At 63.7% G+C, this 19,318-nt stretch carries 20 protein-coding genes and 1 pseudogene; 16 read left to right on the plus strand and 5 right to left on the minus strand.

Annotated features, from left to right (window positions below; translation table 11 throughout):
• The first annotated feature begins 48 nt into the window (after window positions 1-48).
• From K7W03_RS13480 to K7W03_RS13495, 4 genes are all read left to right on the plus strand, one after another.
• Window positions 49-378: a hypothetical protein gene (locus K7W03_RS13480; RefSeq protein ID WP_020818465.1), complete on the plus strand. Its 330-nt coding sequence runs from the start codon at window positions 49-51 to the stop codon at window positions 376-378.
• A 32-nt stretch (window positions 379-410) separates the two neighbouring features.
• The gene (locus K7W03_RS13485; RefSeq protein WP_020818466.1) at window positions 411-1,013 is read left to right on the plus strand and encodes a hypothetical protein; all 603 of its coding nucleotides are present in this window, start codon (window positions 411-413) and stop codon (window positions 1,011-1,013) included.
• A gap of 670 nt (window positions 1,014-1,683) precedes the next feature.
• Window positions 1,684-2,682, plus strand: a complete 999-nt coding sequence (locus K7W03_RS13490) for a DUF2493 domain-containing protein (protein ID WP_020818467.1) — start codon at window positions 1,684-1,686, stop codon at window positions 2,680-2,682.
• Window positions 2,683-2,863: 181 nt separating this feature from the next.
• Window positions 2,864-3,430, plus strand: coding sequence for a hypothetical protein (locus K7W03_RS13495; RefSeq protein ID WP_020818468.1), 567 nt, complete (start codon window positions 2,864-2,866; stop codon window positions 3,428-3,430).
• Window positions 3,431-3,432: 2 nt separating this feature from the next.
• Here K7W03_RS13495 and K7W03_RS13500 read toward each other — a convergent pair whose 3' ends face one another.
• Complete coding sequence (locus K7W03_RS13500; protein ID WP_015460598.1) at window positions 3,433-3,696, minus strand: hypothetical protein; 264 nt, start codon at window positions 3,694-3,696, stop codon at window positions 3,433-3,435.
• 595 nt (window positions 3,697-4,291) lie between these two features.
• Between K7W03_RS13500 and K7W03_RS13505 the strand changes: the two genes are divergently transcribed.
• Together K7W03_RS13505 and K7W03_RS13510 are read left to right on the plus strand one after the other, a co-directional pair.
• A complete protein-coding gene (locus tag K7W03_RS13505) occupies window positions 4,292-4,783 on the plus strand; it encodes a hypothetical protein (RefSeq protein WP_020818469.1) in 492 nt (163 codons plus the stop codon).
• A 366-nt stretch (window positions 4,784-5,149) separates the two neighbouring features.
• Complete coding sequence (locus K7W03_RS13510; protein WP_020818470.1) at window positions 5,150-5,374, plus strand: hypothetical protein; 225 nt, start codon at window positions 5,150-5,152, stop codon at window positions 5,372-5,374.
• A gap of 119 nt (window positions 5,375-5,493) precedes the next feature.
• Here the strand turns inward: K7W03_RS13510 and K7W03_RS13515 are convergent, their stop codons facing one another.
• The gene (locus K7W03_RS13515; RefSeq protein WP_020818471.1) at window positions 5,494-5,712 is read right to left on the minus strand and encodes a hypothetical protein; all 219 of its coding nucleotides are present in this window, start codon (window positions 5,710-5,712) and stop codon (window positions 5,494-5,496) included.
• A 554-nt stretch (window positions 5,713-6,266) separates the two neighbouring features.
• Between K7W03_RS13515 and K7W03_RS13520 the strand changes: the two genes are divergently transcribed.
• The 5 genes from K7W03_RS13520 to K7W03_RS13540 all read left to right on the plus strand — a co-directional run bounded on the left by K7W03_RS13520 (window position 6,267) and on the right by K7W03_RS13540 (window position 12,899).
• Window positions 6,267-6,557, plus strand: a complete 291-nt coding sequence (locus tag K7W03_RS13520; RefSeq protein ID WP_025160433.1) for a hypothetical protein — start codon at window positions 6,267-6,269, stop codon at window positions 6,555-6,557.
• Window positions 6,547-8,853 carry a type IV secretion system DNA-binding domain-containing protein gene (locus tag K7W03_RS13525; RefSeq protein ID WP_020818473.1) on the plus strand — a complete coding sequence of 769 codons (2,307 nt, stop codon included), beginning with the start codon at window positions 6,547-6,549 and terminating at the stop codon, window positions 8,851-8,853. Before K7W03_RS13520 ends, K7W03_RS13525 begins: the two co-directional genes overlap by 11 nt.
• On the plus strand, window positions 8,853-11,924 hold the full coding sequence (mobF, locus tag K7W03_RS13530; protein ID WP_020818474.1) for a MobF family relaxase: 3,072 nt from the start codon (window positions 8,853-8,855) through the stop codon (window positions 11,922-11,924). Before K7W03_RS13525 ends, mobF begins: the two co-directional genes overlap by 1 nt.
• Before the next feature lie 49 nt (window positions 11,925-11,973).
• A complete protein-coding gene (locus K7W03_RS13535; RefSeq protein WP_020818475.1) occupies window positions 11,974-12,174 on the plus strand; it encodes a hypothetical protein in 201 nt (66 codons plus the stop codon).
• Window positions 12,175-12,245: 71 nt separating this feature from the next.
• The gene (locus tag K7W03_RS13540; RefSeq protein WP_020818476.1) at window positions 12,246-12,899 is read left to right on the plus strand and encodes a hypothetical protein; all 654 of its coding nucleotides are present in this window, start codon (window positions 12,246-12,248) and stop codon (window positions 12,897-12,899) included.
• A 20-nt stretch (window positions 12,900-12,919) separates the two neighbouring features.
• Here the strand turns inward: K7W03_RS13540 and K7W03_RS13545 are convergent, their stop codons facing one another.
• On the minus strand, window positions 12,920-14,119 hold the full coding sequence (locus K7W03_RS13545) for a tyrosine-type recombinase/integrase (protein WP_020818477.1): 1,200 nt from the start codon (window positions 14,117-14,119) through the stop codon (window positions 12,920-12,922).
• 145 nt (window positions 14,120-14,264) lie between these two features.
• Window positions 14,265-14,795, minus strand: coding sequence for a type II toxin-antitoxin system ParD family antitoxin (locus K7W03_RS27850; protein ID WP_063619123.1), 531 nt, complete (start codon window positions 14,793-14,795; stop codon window positions 14,265-14,267).
• Between the two features lie 132 nt (window positions 14,796-14,927).
• Here K7W03_RS27850 and K7W03_RS13560 point away from each other — a divergent pair, with 132 nt between their 5' ends.
• Window positions 14,928-15,602 carry a type IV toxin-antitoxin system AbiEi family antitoxin domain-containing protein gene (locus K7W03_RS13560; RefSeq protein WP_020818478.1) on the plus strand — a complete coding sequence of 225 codons (675 nt, stop codon included), beginning with the start codon at window positions 14,928-14,930 and terminating at the stop codon, window positions 15,600-15,602.
• The gene (locus tag K7W03_RS13565; RefSeq protein ID WP_020818479.1) at window positions 15,595-16,458 is read left to right on the plus strand and encodes a nucleotidyl transferase AbiEii/AbiGii toxin family protein; all 864 of its coding nucleotides are present in this window, start codon (window positions 15,595-15,597) and stop codon (window positions 16,456-16,458) included. Before K7W03_RS13560 ends, K7W03_RS13565 begins: the two co-directional genes overlap by 8 nt.
• A 20-nt stretch (window positions 16,459-16,478) precedes the next feature.
• Here K7W03_RS13565 and K7W03_RS13570 read toward each other — a convergent pair whose 3' ends face one another.
• Complete coding sequence (locus K7W03_RS13570; protein WP_020818480.1) at window positions 16,479-17,078, minus strand: hypothetical protein; 600 nt, start codon at window positions 17,076-17,078, stop codon at window positions 16,479-16,481.
• 178 nt (window positions 17,079-17,256) lie between these two features.
• Here K7W03_RS13570 and K7W03_RS13575 point away from each other — a divergent pair, with 178 nt between their 5' ends.
• The 3 genes and pseudogenes from K7W03_RS13575 to K7W03_RS13585 form a co-directional block, all read left to right on the plus strand.
• Window positions 17,257-18,177, plus strand: coding sequence for a hypothetical protein (locus tag K7W03_RS13575; protein ID WP_020818481.1), 921 nt, complete (start codon window positions 17,257-17,259; stop codon window positions 18,175-18,177).
• 282 nt (window positions 18,178-18,459) lie between these two features.
• Window positions 18,460-18,933, plus strand: coding sequence for an Hsp20 family protein (locus K7W03_RS13580; protein ID WP_020818482.1), 474 nt, complete (start codon window positions 18,460-18,462; stop codon window positions 18,931-18,933).
• A 104-nt stretch (window positions 18,934-19,037) separates the two neighbouring features.
• Window positions 19,038-19,318: pseudogene (locus K7W03_RS13585) on the plus strand (hypothetical protein); the annotation flags it as partial.

The raw sequence follows: 19,318 nt of genomic DNA on the forward strand, positions 1-19,318 counted from the left end.
GACGGGCGGCCGTCAGCGGCCGCCCTCCTCATTTCCACGGAGAGCACAATGTTCCATCTCGCCACCTTCGATGAGATCGCCGGCATTGCCCACGGCATCGAGACCACGAACCCCGCCATGGTCGACCGCATCCGGCGTGCGGCAGACCGCCTCAACCGCTACGAGATCGCCGCACGCCTCGCCCAGGCGATTGCCGAAGCCGCCGACGCGGCCCACGTCCGCGCGTTCGAACAAGCCCAGTTCGGCGAAGCGAGTGCCGATGCGATCGTCGACAGCGAATATTACGACGACCTCGCCGCGGCCTGGTCGCTGGTCGCCGGCGAGCACCAGCTGATCAGCCCCGATGCCATCTTCGCGCATGACGGGTCAGTTCACTGACCCGTCCTTCCGCTCAAGCAAGGATTCCGCTCATGGCCACACAGCCCGCCCCCAGACCCGCCGTACAGCATTGCTACGGCGTCCTTCTCCATCACCGCCTCGCCTGGTGGCTCGTCGAGTTTCCCGAACTCGACGCGGCGCCGGTTCGCGCGCGCAAGCTCTCGGGCCGGCTCACGCCGGCCCTCGCCGACTGGCTTCGCTCGGAGACCGGCGATGCCGGTCTTCCCGCCGAGGTCACGGCCCTGCACCCGGACAGCCGTTGCTGGTCGGGCGAATTCTCCTGTGTGCGCGCCGCCGGGAGCGTCGATCTGTATGACATCGACGCGCATCCCTGGGGCAGCGATGCCGGCGAACTCGAGCTTCGGTTGGCGCGCACGATGATCGATGCGACGATCCGGCCGCTTCCGTCCGGCTTCACCTCGGTCTTCTTCGATCTTCCTTCGGAGAATCAGCCGGTGCTTGCCATTCGCCTCAGCGGCTATAGCTGCGCCACCTTTGAGCTGATGACCGCTCGATACATGCCGACCTATCGGCCGCGCTCGCCGTGGCGCGACATTTCGAACGACGCCGTCTCCGACAGTGGCAGCGACATCCTTGGGTGGCGTGAGGCCGCGGACTGGATCGGCCCCGTCTGATCGCTGCCGACGTCGAATGTCCGGGACGGGTGCCAGCCATGTCCCGGGCGCCGGCGTGACCACCCCTCGCACGGCGGAAGCCGCGATGCCGAAGTTCCTGCCGGCATGAGCGCATTGGCTCGCAGGATATTGCCCATATGCCTGATCTCGGGGCGCTGCGCTCCCGATTGCGGCATGGCGCAACATGGGGATGGGGCGGTTGCATGGATGGTTGGCGCATCCCGTCCTTCGCCAGGGCAGAAGGACGGGACCGGGGCTCTATTCGCTAAGCCGCCGCCCGCGCATGCGCGCGGTCCCCGGCTAACCTCACGGAGCCGAGGCCTGAGCCTCGTCTCCGCCCGTCCGGGTTACGATCCCGCTTGCGGTTGTTCTCGCCGGTGAGGTTTTACACCCCTATTCCTCTCTTGTGTCTGCCTAGTGTGGCATGCGGGGTTGGCGGTCCGTCGAGCATGAGCGGTCCCCCCCAATTTTGACGGCGCCGCCGCGCCGCTGACGCGTCCCGGCAACCCCGACAAAATCGGTTCCCCCACTCCCCGCTGGCGCGGCGTTAACCGGGGTCCGGCCTGTGGCCGGCTTCCCGGTTAACGTGCCTGACCTCCCTGACCACCGCATGCCCTGAGTCAGGTCTCATCCGAGGGGATGAGACAGCAAAAACGCCATGGAGGCTCACATGACCAAGTCTTTCACGAACTTCGCCGACCTCGCCAGCTTCATCGCCGGCGAAACCGGCCATCACGGCCAGAGTTCGATCTACGAGGGTGCTTTCATCGAGCACGACGAACGCGCCAAGCTGTCGCCCGTCGACGAGACCGAGCAACGCGAGATGCCCGATCCCGAGCAAGCCCGCGCAGCGGTGGAAATGGTGATGGCGACGCTGTTCGACGTGTTTCGCGACACGCGGCTCGAGCCTTTCGCGAGCGACCTCGCCTGGGGCTTCGTCAACAGCTTCCATGTCGTCGCCAAGCGTCTCAGCGACCGCGAGGACGACGCGGCCAAGGAGCTCGGAGATCTCGCCCGCAGCTTCGATCCGAGCGAGATCTACGCCTCGCAGCTCGAGGAGGCGCAGCTGCTGTGCCAGACACTGCAGGGGTGCCGCGATGCGATGGAATGCATGCGCGACCATGCCGCCGAAGTCTATCGCGTCGAGACTGGCCGTCCCTACTCGCCGACCCGCGGCAGCCGGGTGTCGAGCGGGGTCACCGCCTCGATGATCGATGCCCGCAACTATCTCGCCGAGCGCGCCCGCGAGCGCCGCGAACAGTTCGCGCCCGAAGGTCCCGTCGTCGCCTTCTCCGGCGGTCAGGTCTGGGACGATCACGAGATGCTCTGGCGCGGTCTCGACTCCATCAAGGCCCGCGTGCCGGAAATGATCCTCGCGACCACCGCGCAGACCAAAGGCTGCGACGCGATCGCCCAGGCCTGGGCGGCAGCGCGCGGCGTGAAGGTCATCCTGTTCCGGCTGGATCGCCGTCTCGGCGCCAAGGCCGCCTTCGTCCGCAACGATCGCCTGCTGGCGCTCAAGCCGGTCGAAGCGGTCATCTGCGAGGGGTCGGGCATCCAGATGAACCTCGCGCAGAAGCTGCGGCAGGCCGGCGTTCCGCTCCATGTCGTGAAGCTGGACCAGCAGGCCCCGCGCCCGGCACCGCAGCGTCAGCAGCGCTGGGCCTGAGCCCGCGCCCGAGAGAGGCTCCGGCATCCGCCGGGGCCTCTCTCTTCCTTTTGCGCGCGACATGCGGAGCGCGGGGGCATCGAACCCCCGCGCTCCGCCGGGGCGAACGCCATGCGGCATCAAGCCGCGTCCAGAGAAAAGGGGGATGAAAGGGTGGCGGTTTGCCCAAGGAGACAAAGTCATGTCCATCCTCTTTCGCATCGCCGTTCCTGCCGACGACACCCTCGCGCCGGTTGCCGTCATCACTGCCCGCCAACTCGCCGCGCTGCGCCGCATCCTTCGCGCCGAAGGCGACCGAATCGGCACCGCGCTCATCGAACCCGACGACATCATCGGCGACAGTTTCGAGGTCCGGGTCTGCCCGCTCGCGCTGGCCACGGTGACGGCCATCTTCGACCATGATCCGGCGGTGATCAGCGTGGTCGAGGAAGCGCAGTTTCGTGCCCGCCGGGTCTGCGTTCACCACTGCGCCAACTCGGCCGAAATAACCATGAGGGTCGCGCTTACATCCGATAGCGGGCTTGAACTCGATCTTGCCTATGGCAACGCCTATGCGCTTCTCGAAGCCTTGGGCGTGGACGCCGAGAGCGTAGGAGAGATCGCCCTTTCGCAGCTCAGGGAGCGCATTGCCGACCCGGCTACGTCACGGCGCGCGATGCGCTTTGGCGTCGAACAGTATCTGCCCCGGCTGAAGCGTCTGGCGGATAGCGCCGATGGAACGGACGACGCCCGCCTCGCCTGGGCCTGATTTCAATGAATTTCCCGCGACAGATCATTGCGAGGGCCGCCCAGCAATCGGTCGATCGCCATCTGCAAATGCGGGGTGCAATTGGTGTCCCGGATCGAATCGAGCACGCCCAGAGCCTCGCGCATCAAGACCAGCGCATAAGCGCGCTGCATCCTCGCATCGCCACCATCGCCTTGCCCAATTTCGCCGCGCAGCATTCGGATCGATAGCATGACCTGCTCCACGAAATGTCGATCCGATGCCTCCAAATCTTCCGGCTTGATCATCCGACTTCCCCTCGCCTCCGCCGAGGCGGAAACGAGAGAGCCATTCCCGCCCAACGCTCCCGCGCGAAGGCGCGGGAGCCGGGGCTTAAGAACACGTCGAGACATGCGCCTACGCTTTTAGAGCCGAGGCTCCTGGACATATGCGCAGGCACCCCGGCGTGAAATCACACCGTGTGCCGTTCTCGACAGGGTTCTTAAGCCCCGGCGCTGCCGTTTTTGCAGCACGCCGAAGCGCCTAGCACAGCGACGAGGACCAACCAAGCGGCACCCCGTTCGCCGGAGTAGCGCCGGGGATTTACTGCCGGGTTACCCGCTCGACTTGCCGGGCAGGAGGCAAGCACGCGTTCGCACATCTCGGCATCAGACGGGGCTTCATCGCCATAGCATGACGCTGGGTGTTCCTCGGCCGTCAAGGATCAGCGGTCCCCCCGATTTTGCCGCCGCTCCGCTGCGCTACCCGGCAACAAAATCGGTTCCCCCGCTGCCCGCTTCGCGGCGGCCATGCCGTCCCTGACCGCCTCAACACCGCGTCCCGCTGAGCCCATCCTCATCGATGAGAGATGGGGAGCACGGCATCATTCTGATGGAGGCTCTTATGGACAACCTTTCCGACGATCTCCGGGCGCTGTTCAACGCTCCGATCTGCCCGTACTGCGCGACGCTCTACGATCCTGAGCAATATGACGAGGTCGATGAATGCGCCCGCTGTTCGAACTGCTGCAGGGCATACCAGGTCGCGGCCGAACACCGCCCACCACAGCCGCACATTCCGCAAGATGACCCGCTGTCGGCAGCCGCCCAATCAGATAGTCTGGCCCAGTTTCGGGACGAGGCGGGCCGCGTTTCGAAAGCCATGATGCGCCAGACCGCCGGAGGAAGCTACCAAATGTACGAACGCTGGTTCACAGAAGCGCTCGGGCCTGCCATCGACAAGCTCGATCCGGTGCTCCGGCCCCAGGCAATCACGATCGCCAGCGAGCTTGGCTATATCGCCGATACCGAGGTCATGGCGGCCGGCTTCGGTCCAGGCCTATGCTCGATCAGCGGCATCGATGAGCATTTTTGCCATTGCGGCCGGCATCCCTGACGACATCGGGGCCGGGTATCCGCTCGGCCCCTTCTTCTCATCCATCGCCGAACTCGTTCCGGCTCGCTCGCGTGCCGCGCGGACCCGTCGGTCCGCACGCCGCTACGCCTTGCCGCAGCGTCCCGACGAGGGGAAACATCTCTCACAGACTTCCCATTATGTCGGACGGCCGAGACCGCCTCAAGGACGGTGGGGCCCCACCATTTTCTTCGGCGGATCGAGCGCGGCGCTTCTCCTTCGGCGTTGGCGGCCGCCGAAGAAAATCGTGACCCCCACCGCCGCTCACGCGGTCGCTTCGCGATCCTTGACCCGGCCTCGGCCGCCCGACGCGCCGCTCCTGTCATTCAAGACCGACAGGAGCCTATCATGCAGATCATCTCGACCAGCGCCGCCGCCGACAACGCCGCCTTCTTCGCCGCCATCGCGAATGCCGAACGCCGCGCGCTTCACAGCTACTTCGACCAGCATGTCGTGGCGGACGAGGAGGCCGGCTACATCACCATCGACGAGGGCGATTACGGCGCGCTGCCGATGACGATCATAGACCGGATCGTCCACAGCGTGCCGGGCGGACGGCTTGACGAATTCTGAGACAGATGGGGAGGGGCGCGTCTGCGCCTCTCCCTTTTTTTGCTGTGGGGTCAGAACGGACATGGAGGGCATCGAGCCCTCCATGTCCGTGCCGCGAGCATGCTCGCGGCGGGGGCTGTTCACGCCGTCAGGCGCTTTTCCACTTCGTCTATCCCGAGGCTCCGAATCCGGCCGAGAAGGTTCCCCAGCCGCTTTGTCTCGAGTTTGAGAAGACCGGTCTTCTCGATGGCCTGAATGGCTGCCTCGCGTTCCTTCTCTTCCAGTCTTTGCCGCCGCTCTTCGAGCTTGCGGACATCCTTTTCGATCGCGGCTCTTTCCTGTTCCAATGTGCGTGCCATGAAGGGCCTCTTGGTTCACGCTGATCGGGCTATGAACCGCGACACTATAGCCTCTCGCGACCGGCCTCGAAAGCGGAACGTCGCCGATGTTTTTCGGTGCACTTTTCCTCGTGCAAACAAATCCCATCAGCGTCGTTCACAACGCTAAGACGCGCAGACTGGCAGTCTCGCTTCGCGTAATCACGCCTTGCACGCCGTTCCGTCCAAAGGACGGCGAGGCGCCCCGCCGAAGGCATTTTTCATCCCAGACCATCTGTGTCACATGACGACCCGAGGGTGGAGATCTGCCCTGGTACAGAGCAGCACACCCTACGCACCAGGGTGCAGGAGCTTTCTTCGCGTTTTCAAGAAGATGAGGCGAAAACCGCGCGTGTTCGCCTGTGGGACGCATGTGGCGCCCACACGCAAACCGCTATTTTGCGGGCATTTCAGTGTGTTACGCGAGAACACGGGCCGCTCGCCAGATCGAGAATTCTTGCCATGCGGGCATGGCTGAACTATAAGACGGGCAGGTTTCTGAGACCCCACCAGCCTCCCTGCTAGGAGGCCTGGTTTTGATGACCCCCAACAAGCATTGCACGGTCAGGCTCGACCGCAGCAAATATGACCGTCTAGTCGCGATCGCGGCCGAGCGCGAATGCACCGCCTCAGACCTCATCCGGCACGCGGTCGACGCCTTCCTTGGAGCCGGCCAGATTCTCGCTGGAAGCCAGCGGCGGCTCGCGCGGATCAACGAGTTTCAGCACCTCGCTCTCGACATCATCATCCGCGAGCAATTCCCCGAATATCGCGATCGCATCCTCGCTGAAACCGACAAGCGTCTGGAGACCTACCATGGCGCGTAAGGACATTCGATCGAACGGGCGCAACATCCCCCTCATTCATCACAGCGCGCGCGGAAATGTGCAGCGCAACTCAGGCAATTTCACGCGCGGAAGCCAGCTCCTCACGCACGAGATGCTGATGTGGTTCTCGGGCGCGAAGCTGCCCTTCCTGCTATGGTTTTTTGTCTTCCTCATAGCCTTCTGCCTCATCCTCGCCGTGAAGCTCGACGAGCACGGCGTCCAGCTCATCGGAATGAAGCTCTATTCGGCCTTGTGGAACTGGATCGACCTCGATCCGAACAAGCGCGTCAACGTCACGCTTCCCAGCGGAGACGTCCTTCGCACCGTGATGCCGGCAGTCCCCTACATCCCCGAGGTGATCAGGGCATGGACCGTCGCCATGAGAGGACTGTTGGGCGCGTTCCTCATCTCGGCCTTCATCACCATTCCGTTGACCATTTGGTTCATCGACATCTCGCATCGACGCGGCCGCGCGATCCTTCAGGAACGGCATGAACGCGGCGCCATGCTTGTCGACCACGATATCCTTCTCAACGAGATCAATGAATATAATCGCGAGAAGTTCGAAACCGAGGCGGTCGAACTCTTTCCCGGGAAGTCGCCGCGGGACGTCCTCGCGCTTCCCTTCGCCGTGCGCAAGGCAGCCGGAATCCACCATCCCTACAAGCTCGCCGACATCCCTTTCCCCCATCGGCTCGAGCAGTCGCATGCGATGCTATTCGGAACGACCGGCGCCGGGAAAACGACACAGCTTCGCGATCTGATTGTGCAGATGCGCCAGCGCCAGGACAACGCCGTCGTTTTCGACCTCACGGGCGCCTACGTCGAAGCGTTCTACGACCCGGAACGCGACACGATCCTCAACCCGATGGACCAGCGCTGTCCCGCCTGGACCATCTTCAACGACTGCACGAGCTACAGTCATTTCACGGCAGCGGCTGCCTCTCTCGTTCCGTCCGACGGCGGATCGTCCGAGCCCTTCTGGGCGCTCGCCGCGCGCACTCTCTTCATCGAAATGTGCATCAAGCTCCGCGAGCGCGGCCAAACGACCAATCTCGCTCTCTCCGACAATCTGATGACGGCCGACCTGAAGCGCGTGCACCGCTATCTGGCCAACACAATCGCGGACCCGCTGACCGCCCCGGAAGCTGCACGGATGGCGGAATCGATCCGGGCTGTCTTCAATACCAATGCGCAGGTCCTGCGGTTCCTCCCCGACGAGGGCGAGCCTTACTCCATTCGCAGGTGGATGACGGCCGACAAAAGGCCCGGCGCCATCCTCTTCATCACCTCCGATTATGAGGACCTGGAGCTGAACCGTCCGCTCCTGACGCTCTGGACGAACCTGTCCATCACGAGCCTCATGTCGATGCCGCGGACGAACAGTCTGCGCACCTGGTTCGTGTTCGACGAACTCGCCGCGCTCCACCGTCTGCCGGCCATCGAGAAGGGACTTCAGACCGCACGCAATTTTGGCGGAGCAATGCTCCTCGGCCTCCACAGCTTTCCGAAGCTCGTCGAGGTCTACGGCGAAGAAGGCGCTCGAAATCTTGCTTCGCTAGCACGCACCAAGCTGATCCTCGCCACCGGCGAATATAAGACCGCCGAAGAATGCTCCCTCTACATCGGAAACCGTGAGGTTCGCCAGATGGATGAGGCCTATTCTTACGGCTATAACAACACGCGCGACGCTTCGACGCTGACTCCGCGAAAGCAGGTCGAACCGCTTGTCCTTCCCGACGACATCACCAACCTTCCGGCGCTTCACGGATATGTCAAATATCCGGACGGATTCCCCGCAGGACGGATCAAGCTCGAATGGAAACGATACCCCGTTGTCGCCGAGGGCTTCATGCCTCGCGCCAATGTTCAACCCGTTCGATCAAGGCGCGGAGAAGGGGCGTTCGAGGAGGATGGGGCAGGGGAAGCCGGCGGGCGGGACGGCTCGTTGCTGGTGATCGACGAGATTCTGGAATCTCCCAATCTCGCGCGGGATTTGGCCGCCGGGATATTGTCGGCGGAAGCAGAAGAAGAGGGGAACGCGGCGGCACGGGCGGCGCAGGGCACGGACGACCGCGGTGATCAGGGATCGGTAAAGGGTGAAAGCGCCGAAAAGGCGCCCGCGGCACCGGCCCGATCAGACGAGCAGGCTGTTGCGGCGCGGGATCGCGACGATCGGAGCGATGGCCATCGGCAGGGTCAGGGGACGCCCCAGGTCGAGGATCAGACGCTCGCCGAACTGCGTCAGGACTTCTCGGCCGGCCGTGACGACAACGATCTCGATATGGGCATCTGATGCTCTCCGTCGCCCCGATCCGCTCGGCCGCCGGGTCCGCGAATTATTTCGCGAAGGACGACTATTACACCGTCGAGGATTCGTCCGAGGTCAGCGCCTGGGCAGGGGAAGGGGCCGACATCGCTGGTCTCTCTGGCGAGGTGTCGAAGGACGCCTTCGAAGGGATTCTAAACGGGTTCCTGCCGAGCGGGGAAGGGGTCGCCCAGGTCGAGAACCGCCGGCACGGCCTCGACCTTACCTTTTCGATGCCGAAGTCCGCGTCGGTGATGGCCTATGTCGCCGGCGACAAGCGCGTGCTCTCCGCCAACATGGCGGCCGTCAAGCAGACGATGGCCTGGGTCGAAAAGAACCTTGCCGAAGGCCGGCGCGACGTCGACGGCCGCAAGGTTCCGGTCCAGACCGGCAATCTCGTCTATGCGCTCTTCCAGCACGATACCAGCCGGGCGCTCGATCCGCAGGGCCATATTCACGCTGTGATCGGCAACATGACGCAGATGCCCGATGGCAAGTGGCAAGCCCTTCACGCCGACAAGATCTGGAGCCACAACAGCATCATCGGCGCGATTTACCACAGCTACCTGCGGACGGCGCTCGAGAAGATCGGCTACACTGTAGAGCTTCGCGGCAAGCACGGAACCTTCGAGATCGTCGGCGTGCCAAAGGCCGCGCGTGAGGAGTTCAGCCAACGGCGCGAGGACATTCTCAACAAGGCGGCCGAAACCGGCATAACATCCCACAAGGGCCGCGACCAGATCACGATCAATACCCGCGATCCCAAGCTCGACGTCGAGGATCGCGGCGCGCTCAGGCAAAGCTGGATCGAGCGGGCCGCTGCGCTCGGTTTCGACGGAAAGGACCTGCGCGCGGCCGCGGAAGCGCGTGCTGGCATGATGACCGCGGTCGGGCCGCTCGAGCGCGGCTATCGCGCGATCGTCGATGCCATCGATCTCGCGCGCAGCCGGCTCGGCGATTTCCTTCGCCCACACGACCCGTTAGTCGACCATGCGCTCGCGCGCGCGGTCAAGTCACCCGAAGAGGCCCGCACGCAACTCGCGGTCGCATCGGCCGTCCGCATCCTGTCCGAACGCGAGGCGGCCTGGCCGCTTCATATGGTGTCGAAGACTGCGCTCGATCTCGGTCTCAAAGGCGTCACCGTCGAAAGCGTCGAGCGCCGGATCGATCAGCTCGTCCAGAATCGGCAGATCGTGATGGGAACTGCCCATGCCACGGACCGCGACGGCAAGATGGTGACGACCCAGGAGGCGCTGCGCATCGAGGAGAAGATCCTCGACCTGGTGAAGGAAGGCAATGGCGCCGCAAATCCCGTCCTGTCTGCTGCCGACGCGCCCGCGCGCCTTCAGGCAGTCGCGGAGCATCCACTCAATCCCGGGCAGCTTGCCGCCGCGACCCTGATCCTCTCCTCTGACGATCGCACGATCACGATCCAGGGAAAGGCGGGCACGGGCAAGTCCACGATGCTGCAGGCGGTCTCGCGCGTCGCGGAGGCCGAAGGCCGTACGATCCGGGGTCTCGCGTTCCAGAACAAAATGGTCGGCGATCTCGCCGAGGGCGCCGGCATCCAGGCCCAGACGATCGCCTCCTTTGTCCTCGCCCACGAGCGCTTCATCGCCGAACGGAACACGCCGCGCTATGAAGCGGCGCGGGAAAGGCTCGCCGGCACCATGCTCCTCGTGGACGAGACCTCGATGGTCTCGGCAAGCGATATGCTGAAGCTTCACCAGATCAGCGCGGCGATGGGCGTCGACAAGCTCGTCCTCGTCGGCGACAGGCAGCAGCTCTCCTCGATCGACTGGGGCAAGGCCTTCGCCATGATCCAGGCTGCCGGCGCGACGATGGTGCGGATGACCCAGAATATCCGCATCGGGAAGCCGGGCCAGCCGCTAACCGAAGAGCAGCAGAAGCTGAAGGTTGTCGCCGAACTCGCGAACGTGGGAAAGGCGGGCGCCGCCATGAAGGTGCTCGGCGAGCATATCGTGGAAGAGAAGGATCCGGCCGCCGCCGCGGCCGATAGTTGGCTCGGCCTTTCACCGGAAGAGCGTGAGGCGACCGCCGTATTCGCATCAGGCAGAGACGCGCGCGAGACTATCAACAAGCGCATTCAAGCCGGATTGATCGCCGAAGGAAGCGTCAAGGGCGAGGCGCTCCAGCTCACAGTCTATGATCGAGTGAATACGACGCGCGAGGAATTGCGCTATGCGTCGACCTATCGCCCCGGCCAGACCCTCGAGGTGGGTCGGGGCGGGGCGCAGGATGTCGGCATCCAGGCCGGGCGATACGATGTCCTCAAGGTCCATGCCAGTGGCAAGGTCGACCTCGCAGACGGACGGCGCAGGATCCGCTTCGATCCGCAGAAGCTGTCGCCGGCAGAGCAGCGGGACCGGCTCCAGCTCTCCGAGAAAAAGCCGCTCGATATCCACGAGGGCGACCGCATCCGCTGGACCGCGAACGACAAGGGCCGCGGGCTTCACAACGCCACCCTCGCCCGGGTGGTGAGCGTCGACGGCTCCGGCGTCACGGTAGAGACGGCGGGCAAGGAGCAACTGACCCTGCCGATGGGCGATCCGATGCTCTCGCGCCTCGACCTCGCCTACTCGCTGAACATGCATATGGCGCAAGGCATCACAACCGACAGGGCGATCGGCGTCATGTCCTCATTCGAGCGTTTCCTGTCCAACCAGCGCCTGTTCAATGTCCTCGTGACGCGCGTGCGCGACGGCCTGACGATGATCGTTGACGACAAGGAGAAGCTGGCACGGCAGCTCGACATGAACCCGGGCAACAAGACCTCTTCGCTCGAAACCGTCGGCCGCCTCGACATAGATGGGAACATGGCCAAGGGCGCGAAGGCGCGCGAGGATTTCAATCCCGGCCCGATCGACGGCGTCGACCTGTCCGATCTCCCGCCGCTGCCTGACGACCTGCCCCCGCTCCCTGACGCCGGCGCCGCAGCGCCGGTCGGAAAGGACCAGGCAGCGAAGCCCGAACCGAAGCCCGACCGGGCGGAACAATTGCCGCCGCTGCCCGAGCGCAGCCTCGGCCTCGATTTGTAGCATGAAGCCGCCGGCGCGGCGCCGGGGGCGAAAGGAAGGAGACGAAACGATGGCATGGGAATTTGAGCAGGCCGGCAAGTTCGGCAGCGAGAAGGCGGCTGACGATTATGCCAGGCGCAACAATCTCGATCCGCGCGATGTGCAGATCACCCGCAAAGGCGGGGAAGTGGAGCTCAGCATCCGCCGATCGGCGCTCGACGGGCGCAACCTGCGCGACAATGGCGAAGGCCGGCGGGATGGGTGGGGCTGAAGGAGGCGGTCATGGAATTCACTCAGCGCCGCGGCGACGCGCCCCCTCGGGCAATCGGAGGATAACCGCGCATGGGCATCGACGATCGAGACTATATGCGCGAGCGGCAGCGCGCGCGGAGCGGAAGCACGCGCTGGAATGACCGAGCCGGGCGCGTGGAGGGCGCCTGGTTCGACCCGGCCATTCGAAGCTTCGACTATCAACGCGGACGCTGGCGGGGCTCCAGGCGTTCCAGCCCTGTTCGATATATTCCCTTTGCCCTGAGCCTCCTCCTCATTCTGATCCCCCTCTACGGCGAAGCTCAACGGGCGGGCTGGCTGCCGGATCGCGAGGCGGCGATGCCATTTCCGGAATCAGGGTCGGTAACTGTGGCGAGTTGGGCGATGCACGAACCCGTTAGCAGCTTCCTCACCGTCGAGACGGCGGACAGCAATGCCGTCGTGCAGCTCATCGACCCGACCACCGGCCGACACGCCATTTCGATCTATGTCTCGAAAAATGACCGGATTCGCGTGCCGGTGCCGCAGGGCACATTCCGGCTCCGGCTCATCGAAGGTCAGAAGTGGCACGGACCGGTGCGCTATTTCGGGTCGAATACATCCTACGAGACAGCCGCTGAACTCATGATCTTTGCACCTCGGGCCGGCCACATCATTGACCTTCATCGGAGGCCCGATGGCAATCTCAAAACGCGTATGATGTTGTCGCGCCCCGAAGCTCTGTGATTCCGGACGCGTAAGTGTGGTCAGCGGCGCACGCGCGATAGGACCCGGGCGGCGACATTGCTGCGAACCGCGAGCTTGCGGCCATAGCGTAATGCCGTAGCGGGCGAGCTCCAGCGCAGCGCCTGGGCTATTCCCGCGCCGTCCTCTCCGGCAGCAAAAAGGTCCTGGGTCAGGCCGACGCGAAGGGAGTGAGTGGACAATGCCTGCACCGCGGCGGTCAACTCGCTGGCGGGGAGACTCACCAATCCCAGTTCGAATGCTGCAAGCGCGACGCGTCGGTAGATGCCGTTGACGCCCTGGCGTGTCAGCGGCGCCGTTCCGATGGAATAGGTCGTTCGGGCGAGCGCCGTTTCAGAATCGCTGGCGCGTACGCGCCGCCGATCGACTCCGACCCTGCGGAACAGGGGGCCTTCCTCGATACCGCTCGCTTCCAGCCAGGCGCCGACCCGCCGCATGGTCTCGGCCGACAGCCATGCCCAGGCGCCTTCGCCTTCCTGGTCGGTCTTGGAGAAGGGGATGAACAGCGTCGCCGAACCATCCTGCTGGGGATCGATATGCACAGCTTCGACCACCGTGAGTTCGCTTACGCGCAGCCCCGCGTCATATCCGAGCGATAGCAGGGCAGCGTCGCGCAGCCCCTGCAGGTCGCCGCCGCAGGCATCGAGAAGCGCAGCGAGGGTGAATCCCTTGGTGACATGGCTGTCCAGTGCCTTGCCGAGCCGCAATGGCGCTGCCTGGCGCTGCAAGGCTCCTCTGCGCCTGCGGACGGCCTTGAGCGCCGCGCGCACCATCGGTGCGTCGGTAGGCGCGGCTTCGCCCGCCAATCCCATCATGCGGTGGACCGTGCCGAGGCTAGCGATCCGGCGCGCGAGCGTCGCGGGCTTCTTGCCCCTGCCATCGAGCGCATTCACATAGCGAACCAGATCTTCGGGATCGGCGGGCAGCGGTGAGCGGCCTTCCTCACCGCACCAGCCGCTCCAGCAGTCGAGATCGGCGGCGATCGCCGCCTTTGTCGCGTCGGCCATGGCCGCCAGCGTCGTCTCGAGTCCGAGTTGGCTGATCGGCGGCAGATCCGCTGGAACGATGCTGGCGATCGTGCGCAGCAGCCGCATGTCGACGGTCTCGGGATCCGCGTTTGGCGATCGCGTCGGCAGCGCGGCATCGTTGGTCCGGACCACCACGATTTCGGCGTCGGAACGGCTGGCGGGTTTTTCGGCCATCGTTGCTACGCGCCCTTGCGCCGGGCATTGTGCTCATGCGGCACAAGGCGCGGCACATTTGTGCCGCGTGATTTCGCTGCCATTTTCGCGATCGTCATTTTGGCCCTTCCCTGCTGTTTCCGCGCACTTGTTCTTACCATAACGATCAATTATGGTAAGTGACAGATCGCGCGGGGAGGGCGGTTTTTGGGGCTGTTTTACAAGCTTTTCCGATAATGCTGATCAGAGCGCGATATCGACGCGCGTGCAGGACGGTCACGATGCCCGACGGATCCATCCGACAGAAACGCCAAAAGACATAGTGATGCTCATGGCGGCCGAAAAAGCCCTCGACCCCGAATTCTGCCGGAATGGCGCGCCATCGCGTTTCGCGCCTAGCGATCCGATCGAAGCAGTCGAAGAGGCCGCGAATGTAGGCATCCGCCTTGGGCCTCGCCCCAGCGGTCGCGTACAGGCATAAATTTCGCCCAGCCGCCCTCCGGCGCATTGAATGCCTGCGTAAGCTCTGCCTTGAGGCGACCAAACTGCTCGGCTTGAGCCGTTCCTTGTCCCGGCGGATGAGGTCGCGGACATATTCGCTGACATTTTCGTAGGAGCCTTCGGCGCCGACATGTGCCATGACGAAATCGCCTAGTGCGCCCCTGATCCGAACATTGAGCGTAACAGGCTTGCTCATGGCGATAACCTCCTGTTTGATATTCTGGACAGGATCAAGGGCAGACTAAGCAATGCTGGGTGCCTCCGCTGCTTCCCGCCCTTCGTCAGAAAATTCTGGAAACTTTCATACATTGGAAGTATCGGGAATTTCATGTCCTCCCTGGCGCAACAGATCACGGCAGCGGGTCTGGCCGATCATATCCTCAGCGAACGCCAGCTCGGCAATCTGCTGGGCGGCGGAGACGCCCGGCGCTACGGCCTGGTCAATCGGGCGCTCAAGGATGGTTCCCTGCTCCGCGTGAAGCGCGGCACCTACCTGCTGGCTAAGCGCTATCGGGCCGAAACCATCCATCCCTTCGCCATTGCGCAAGGTCTGATGCCGGGTAGCTATGTCTCTTTCGAAAGCGCGCTCGCCCATCATGGCTGGATCCCCGAAGCGGTCTTTGTGACCGCGGGAGTGACGCCTGGCCGCAAAACGCTCCGCTTTGAAACGACAGACTTCGGCACGTTCAGCTTTCATCCGCTCGCTATCGCGGATTATCAGTTCCTGGCCGGCGTCGATCGCGTGCAGATGGGCAAGCTCATCGCCTTCGTCGCACAGCCGCTGCGGGCCTTGTTGGACCTCGTTGCCCTGCGCAAGCAGCAGTGGGCGGGCATCGAGTGGCTGACCCATGGCATGCGGATCGACGAGGACATGCTCCTCGGGCTCCGACGGAAGGATTTCGCCAAGCTGAAACCGGTCTACAAGCACAAGGCCGTGAACAGCTTCCTCGCCGCGCTCGAAAGCACTGTCATGGCCAGGAAGGTCCGCTCAGCACATGATTGACATCATCCAGGAGAAACTGCGCCGCTACGATCCCGCCAATGCGCTAGAGGAAGAGAATGCGGTCAAGGAAATCCTCCAGGAAATCGCGCTCTATGCCCTTTGGCGCGGCGACTTCTTCGACGTCGCGCTATTCCAGGGCGGCACGTCCCTGCGCATCCTGAACAGCCTACCGCGCTTCTCGGAAGATCTCGACTTCCTGCTGCGCCAGGCCGACCCAGACTTCGACTGGACGCCTTATCTCAAGACCCTGATCGAGGTGTTCGGCCAGTTCGGGCTGAAGCTCGATGCTCTGCCCAGGGCGAAGATGGACACGGCTATCCGCCAGGCGCTGATCAAGAACGATTCCATCGCGAGCCAACTCGACCTGTCTTTTGCGGGCGCTGGTAAGCCAAAGACGATCCGGATCAAGCTAGAGATCGACGTCAACCCACCTGCGGGTTCGGGCGAGGCGTCCAGCTATCTCGATTTTCCAGCGGACCACGAAGTTCGGCACCAGGATCTGCCGTCCAATTTCGCTCTCAAGATTCATGCCTTGCTATGCCGGGGTTTCCTCAAGGGTCGGGACTGGTTCGATTTCTCCTGGTATGTCGCCAAGGGAGTAACGCTCAATCTGGCCCTCCTGCGCAATGCCCTCATCCAGGCCGGTCCCTGGGCGGGAGATAATCACATCGCCGTCGACATGCCCTGGCTGAACGAAGCGCTGGGCAGCACGATTGCGAAGATCGACTGGAAGGCCGCCGCTGACGACGTGCGGCGTTTCCTGCGGCCGGCCGAACTCAGGTCGCTTGATCTGTGGAGTGAGCGCTTTTTCCTCGCCAAACTGGAAAAACTGACGTCGACTTCTGGTCACGCTTGAGCGGCAAACCTCCAGCGCTATCATGACACCGCCGCGCGAGGCTGGCCGTGCATTCCGCGAATGTAGAAGTCTCGCTGATGCTCACTCGTGGCGACGTTGGGATGCAGCGCGGCCCGGACGGCGGGCGTTATCGTATAGACCGCATGTCGCTGCGCCCCGCGGTTCTCATGATCCACCAGGAAACCCTGATAGTGGCGTTCGATAAGACCCGCCCGCACCAGCTCGGACACGGCCCGGCTGATCGCCGTCATGCCCGTATCCCGAATGCGCTCGCTGACTTGCGCTTCCACGATCCGTTCAGCTTCAGCCGTGTCGGCCGGCAGCTCGCCCTTCGCGGCGAGCGCCGCCCGCACCTTGCCGGCGGTCGCGCGACGCTGATGGTACCGCGCCCCGCTCGGCGCGATCGCGGTCGCCAGCCATTCACGGATCGGTACCAGAGCCTCGCCATCGCGCACGAGCGGCCCGGCCTGCCCATTCGCCCGGGCGACCCGCGAAATAAGGTCGAGCACCATGAAGGTGTAGCGCGGACGCGCTGAATGTTCGGCGATCGTGCGGACGATATCGGGTATTCCGATTGTCCGGCGGGCGGGCGGAGGTGCGAAAAGGTCCTGCTGAAACATGGAACGAATCAAGCACAAAGTTAGACTCATGTGAATCCCCCAATTACTCACAAAGACGGTCATTTGGCGATTTTGCCACCAGTGTCACTTTACCGCTGGGCAAGGTAAAGTGACGTAGTTGTCATTGTTCGGCGCTTCCCTCTCTCACGCGCGGATGAAGCTGTGCTAGAGCGTGGCGATGGATCTGGACCAGTTTCGCTCCTCCGCTGCCTCCATAGCCGCGCCGGTCGCTCGCCCATTGTTCCGGCTCACAACGGATCTCGACCTGCCGCCGCTGCCCGGGCATGCGGCCGCATCCTCGCGCCACTCCATGGCGAACCTGCTGGAGGAACTCATCGACGCTGCGGGCTGCAATGAAATTCCAGCCCCCGCCCGCGCACCCGATCAGCCCTCTATCGTTGACCTGTTCGGAGCGTTGAAGACGGCCGCTGCCGGCTTCGAAGTGGCTCCCGGCGTGGGCCTTGCCGAACACTTCTGGACGCACCCGGTCGCTCTACATAATGGCGAGGCCGCCGCCTCCCTTCTGCGCACCGCACGCAACGGGCATTCCATACACGGTTTCGCCGTCCTCTATGCCACCGATGTCCGGCCGCCATTGCTCTATGGCCCCAATATGTCGCCGCTGCGTGTGACAGGAACGATCGGCACCGAAAGCGACATCGAGGGTCCTTACCTCGCGCTCGTTGCCTTCGAAGGCGAGCCGGACGGTCGCGCCGCAGCGATCGAAGCGTACGCAGCCCCGATCTTCCATGCTCGACGGTTCATCCTCGTTCGTTCGGAACTCGATCGGGATGTGCTCCGCGCTCTCGAGCATCTTCAAGCGGCGCTGGATGCCCACGGCGTCGAATGTGCGATCCACCGCGTCCGACCGGGTGCAGACGACGAACGAACCCTGATTGAATTGGTCATCTCGAACGCGGTAGGTGGCCGGCGCATGCGGCTGGCGATCGATGCGACGCGTGAGGCCACGCGGTGCCAGGCCGAGCGTACATCTCCCGGGTTCGTGGTAACGCACCGGAACTGGAGGGACGGCAGCTTCATCGCTTGGCTCGCGCAAACGGTAATAGCTGACGGTCGAACAATCCCCGCAATTGCATAACCAGGCCCATCGCGAGAGGCAGGCTCGCGTCACTATCCTCGCTACCCCATCGCGATGCGGTTCCGTCTCCGCCTGCAGCGGGTTCAATATCCGCTTTTTCGTGGAAGCCAGCGCGGTTCGATCAGAGGTACCGCCAACGTGCGATCAGGCTCTTGAATCGAACTTTGGCCTCACTAGCTCTGCAATACCGGACGCCATCCGGGTCCGGATGGACATAGAGGGCGTCGGCTCTCGCATACCGACGCTTCTCATGCCCAAATTGCTTCGTTGGAGGATTTGGAAATGAGAACCAACTTCGACTTTACGCCGTACAGGCGATCAACGGTCGGCTTTGACCGTCTTTTCAACCTGCTTGAGGCGGGAGCACGCGAGGACGACGGCTATCCGCTCTTCGATATTGTGAAGCTTGGCGATGACAGCTTCCGCATCACCTTGGCGATCGCAGGGTTCAGACCCGACGACATCGAGATCGTGGCGCAGCAGAACCAGCTCACCGTGACCGGCAAGCGCGCCGATGATGCGGACAAGGGAGAGTATCTCCACCGAGGCATCGCGTCTCGATCGTTCGAGCGACGCTTCCAGCTTGCCGACTTCATCGAGGTCGGAGCGGCGAGCTTCGAACATGGACTGCTCTCGATCGAACTCCGGCGTGTCGTTCCTGAAGCAATGAAGCCGCGCCGAATCGAAATCGGCGGCGGAGCCCCGGACGGTCGCCAAATCGGCGAGGCGAAGGAGAAGGCGAGCGAAGTTGCCTGATCCCGCCGCCGGCCTGCCGGCGCCGCTTTCGTCCCTCCCGCCAGCGGCGGCCGGCAGGTGCCGGCAGGTATCGACAGGATCCAGCCAGAAAGGAGATGCTTATCATGGCTTTTCGTGATCTCATTCCCTGGAGCCGGCAGGAAAACCGGCTGCCTGTCTCGGTCAGCGCCGAACAGGACCGGGACACTCATCCGCTGCAATCGCTTCACCGCGAGGTGAACCGTCTCTTCGACGACGTCTTGCGTGGCTTCAACATGCCCGCCTTTGCCGGGTTTGATCGGCGCGCCGGCTGGCCTCACCTAGCCTCTCTTATTCACGACGCTCGGTTTCGGGCCCGCTCTGGGCATTTGCTGCGGCTGGCTGTATTGCGCGGACGACCGGCATC

This window comes from Sphingobium sp. PNB (assembly GCF_019873065.1).
Taxonomy (GTDB): Bacteria; Pseudomonadota; Alphaproteobacteria; order Sphingomonadales; family Sphingomonadaceae; genus Sphingobium; species Sphingobium fuliginis.

Bases quoted from the DNA above. Each gene is read 5' to 3' on its own strand.
- K7W03_RS13560 (WP_020818478.1), top strand. From the start codon at position 14,928: ATGTCCTCCCTGGCGCAACAGATCACGGCAGCGGGTCTGGCCGATCAT.
- K7W03_RS13485 (WP_020818466.1), top strand. From the start codon at position 411: ATGGCCACACAGCCCGCCCCCAGACCCGCCGTACAGCATTGCTACGGC.
- mobF (WP_020818474.1), top strand. From the start codon at position 8,853: ATGCTCTCCGTCGCCCCGATCCGCTCGGCCGCCGGGTCCGCGAATTAT.
- K7W03_RS13580 (WP_020818482.1), top strand. From the start codon at position 18,460: ATGAGAACCAACTTCGACTTTACGCCGTACAGGCGATCAACGGTCGGC.
- K7W03_RS13540 (WP_020818476.1), top strand. From the start codon at position 12,246: ATGGGCATCGACGATCGAGACTATATGCGCGAGCGGCAGCGCGCGCGG.
- K7W03_RS13495 (WP_020818468.1), top strand. From the start codon at position 2,864: ATGTCCATCCTCTTTCGCATCGCCGTTCCTGCCGACGACACCCTCGCG.
- K7W03_RS13480 (WP_020818465.1), top strand. From the start codon at position 49: ATGTTCCATCTCGCCACCTTCGATGAGATCGCCGGCATTGCCCACGGC.
- K7W03_RS13505 (WP_020818469.1), top strand. From the start codon at position 4,292: ATGGACAACCTTTCCGACGATCTCCGGGCGCTGTTCAACGCTCCGATC.
- K7W03_RS13500 (WP_015460598.1), bottom strand. From the start codon at position 3,696: ATGATCAAGCCGGAAGATTTGGAGGCATCGGATCGACATTTCGTGGAG.
- K7W03_RS27850 (WP_063619123.1), bottom strand. From the start codon at position 14,795: ATGAGCAAGCCTGTTACGCTCAATGTTCGGATCAGGGGCGCACTAGGC.
- K7W03_RS13570 (WP_020818480.1), bottom strand. From the start codon at position 17,078: ATGTTTCAGCAGGACCTTTTCGCACCTCCGCCCGCCCGCCGGACAATC.
- K7W03_RS13575 (WP_020818481.1), top strand. From the start codon at position 17,257: ATGGATCTGGACCAGTTTCGCTCCTCCGCTGCCTCCATAGCCGCGCCG.
- K7W03_RS13565 (WP_020818479.1), top strand. From the start codon at position 15,595: ATGATTGACATCATCCAGGAGAAACTGCGCCGCTACGATCCCGCCAAT.
- K7W03_RS13535 (WP_020818475.1), top strand. From the start codon at position 11,974: ATGGCATGGGAATTTGAGCAGGCCGGCAAGTTCGGCAGCGAGAAGGCG.
- K7W03_RS13515 (WP_020818471.1), bottom strand. From the start codon at position 5,712: ATGGCACGCACATTGGAACAGGAAAGAGCCGCGATCGAAAAGGATGTC.
- K7W03_RS13490 (WP_020818467.1), top strand. From the start codon at position 1,684: ATGACCAAGTCTTTCACGAACTTCGCCGACCTCGCCAGCTTCATCGCC.
- K7W03_RS13545 (WP_020818477.1), bottom strand. From the start codon at position 14,119: ATGGCCGAAAAACCCGCCAGCCGTTCCGACGCCGAAATCGTGGTGGTC.
- K7W03_RS13510 (WP_020818470.1), top strand. From the start codon at position 5,150: ATGCAGATCATCTCGACCAGCGCCGCCGCCGACAACGCCGCCTTCTTC.
- K7W03_RS13525 (WP_020818473.1), top strand. From the start codon at position 6,547: ATGGCGCGTAAGGACATTCGATCGAACGGGCGCAACATCCCCCTCATT.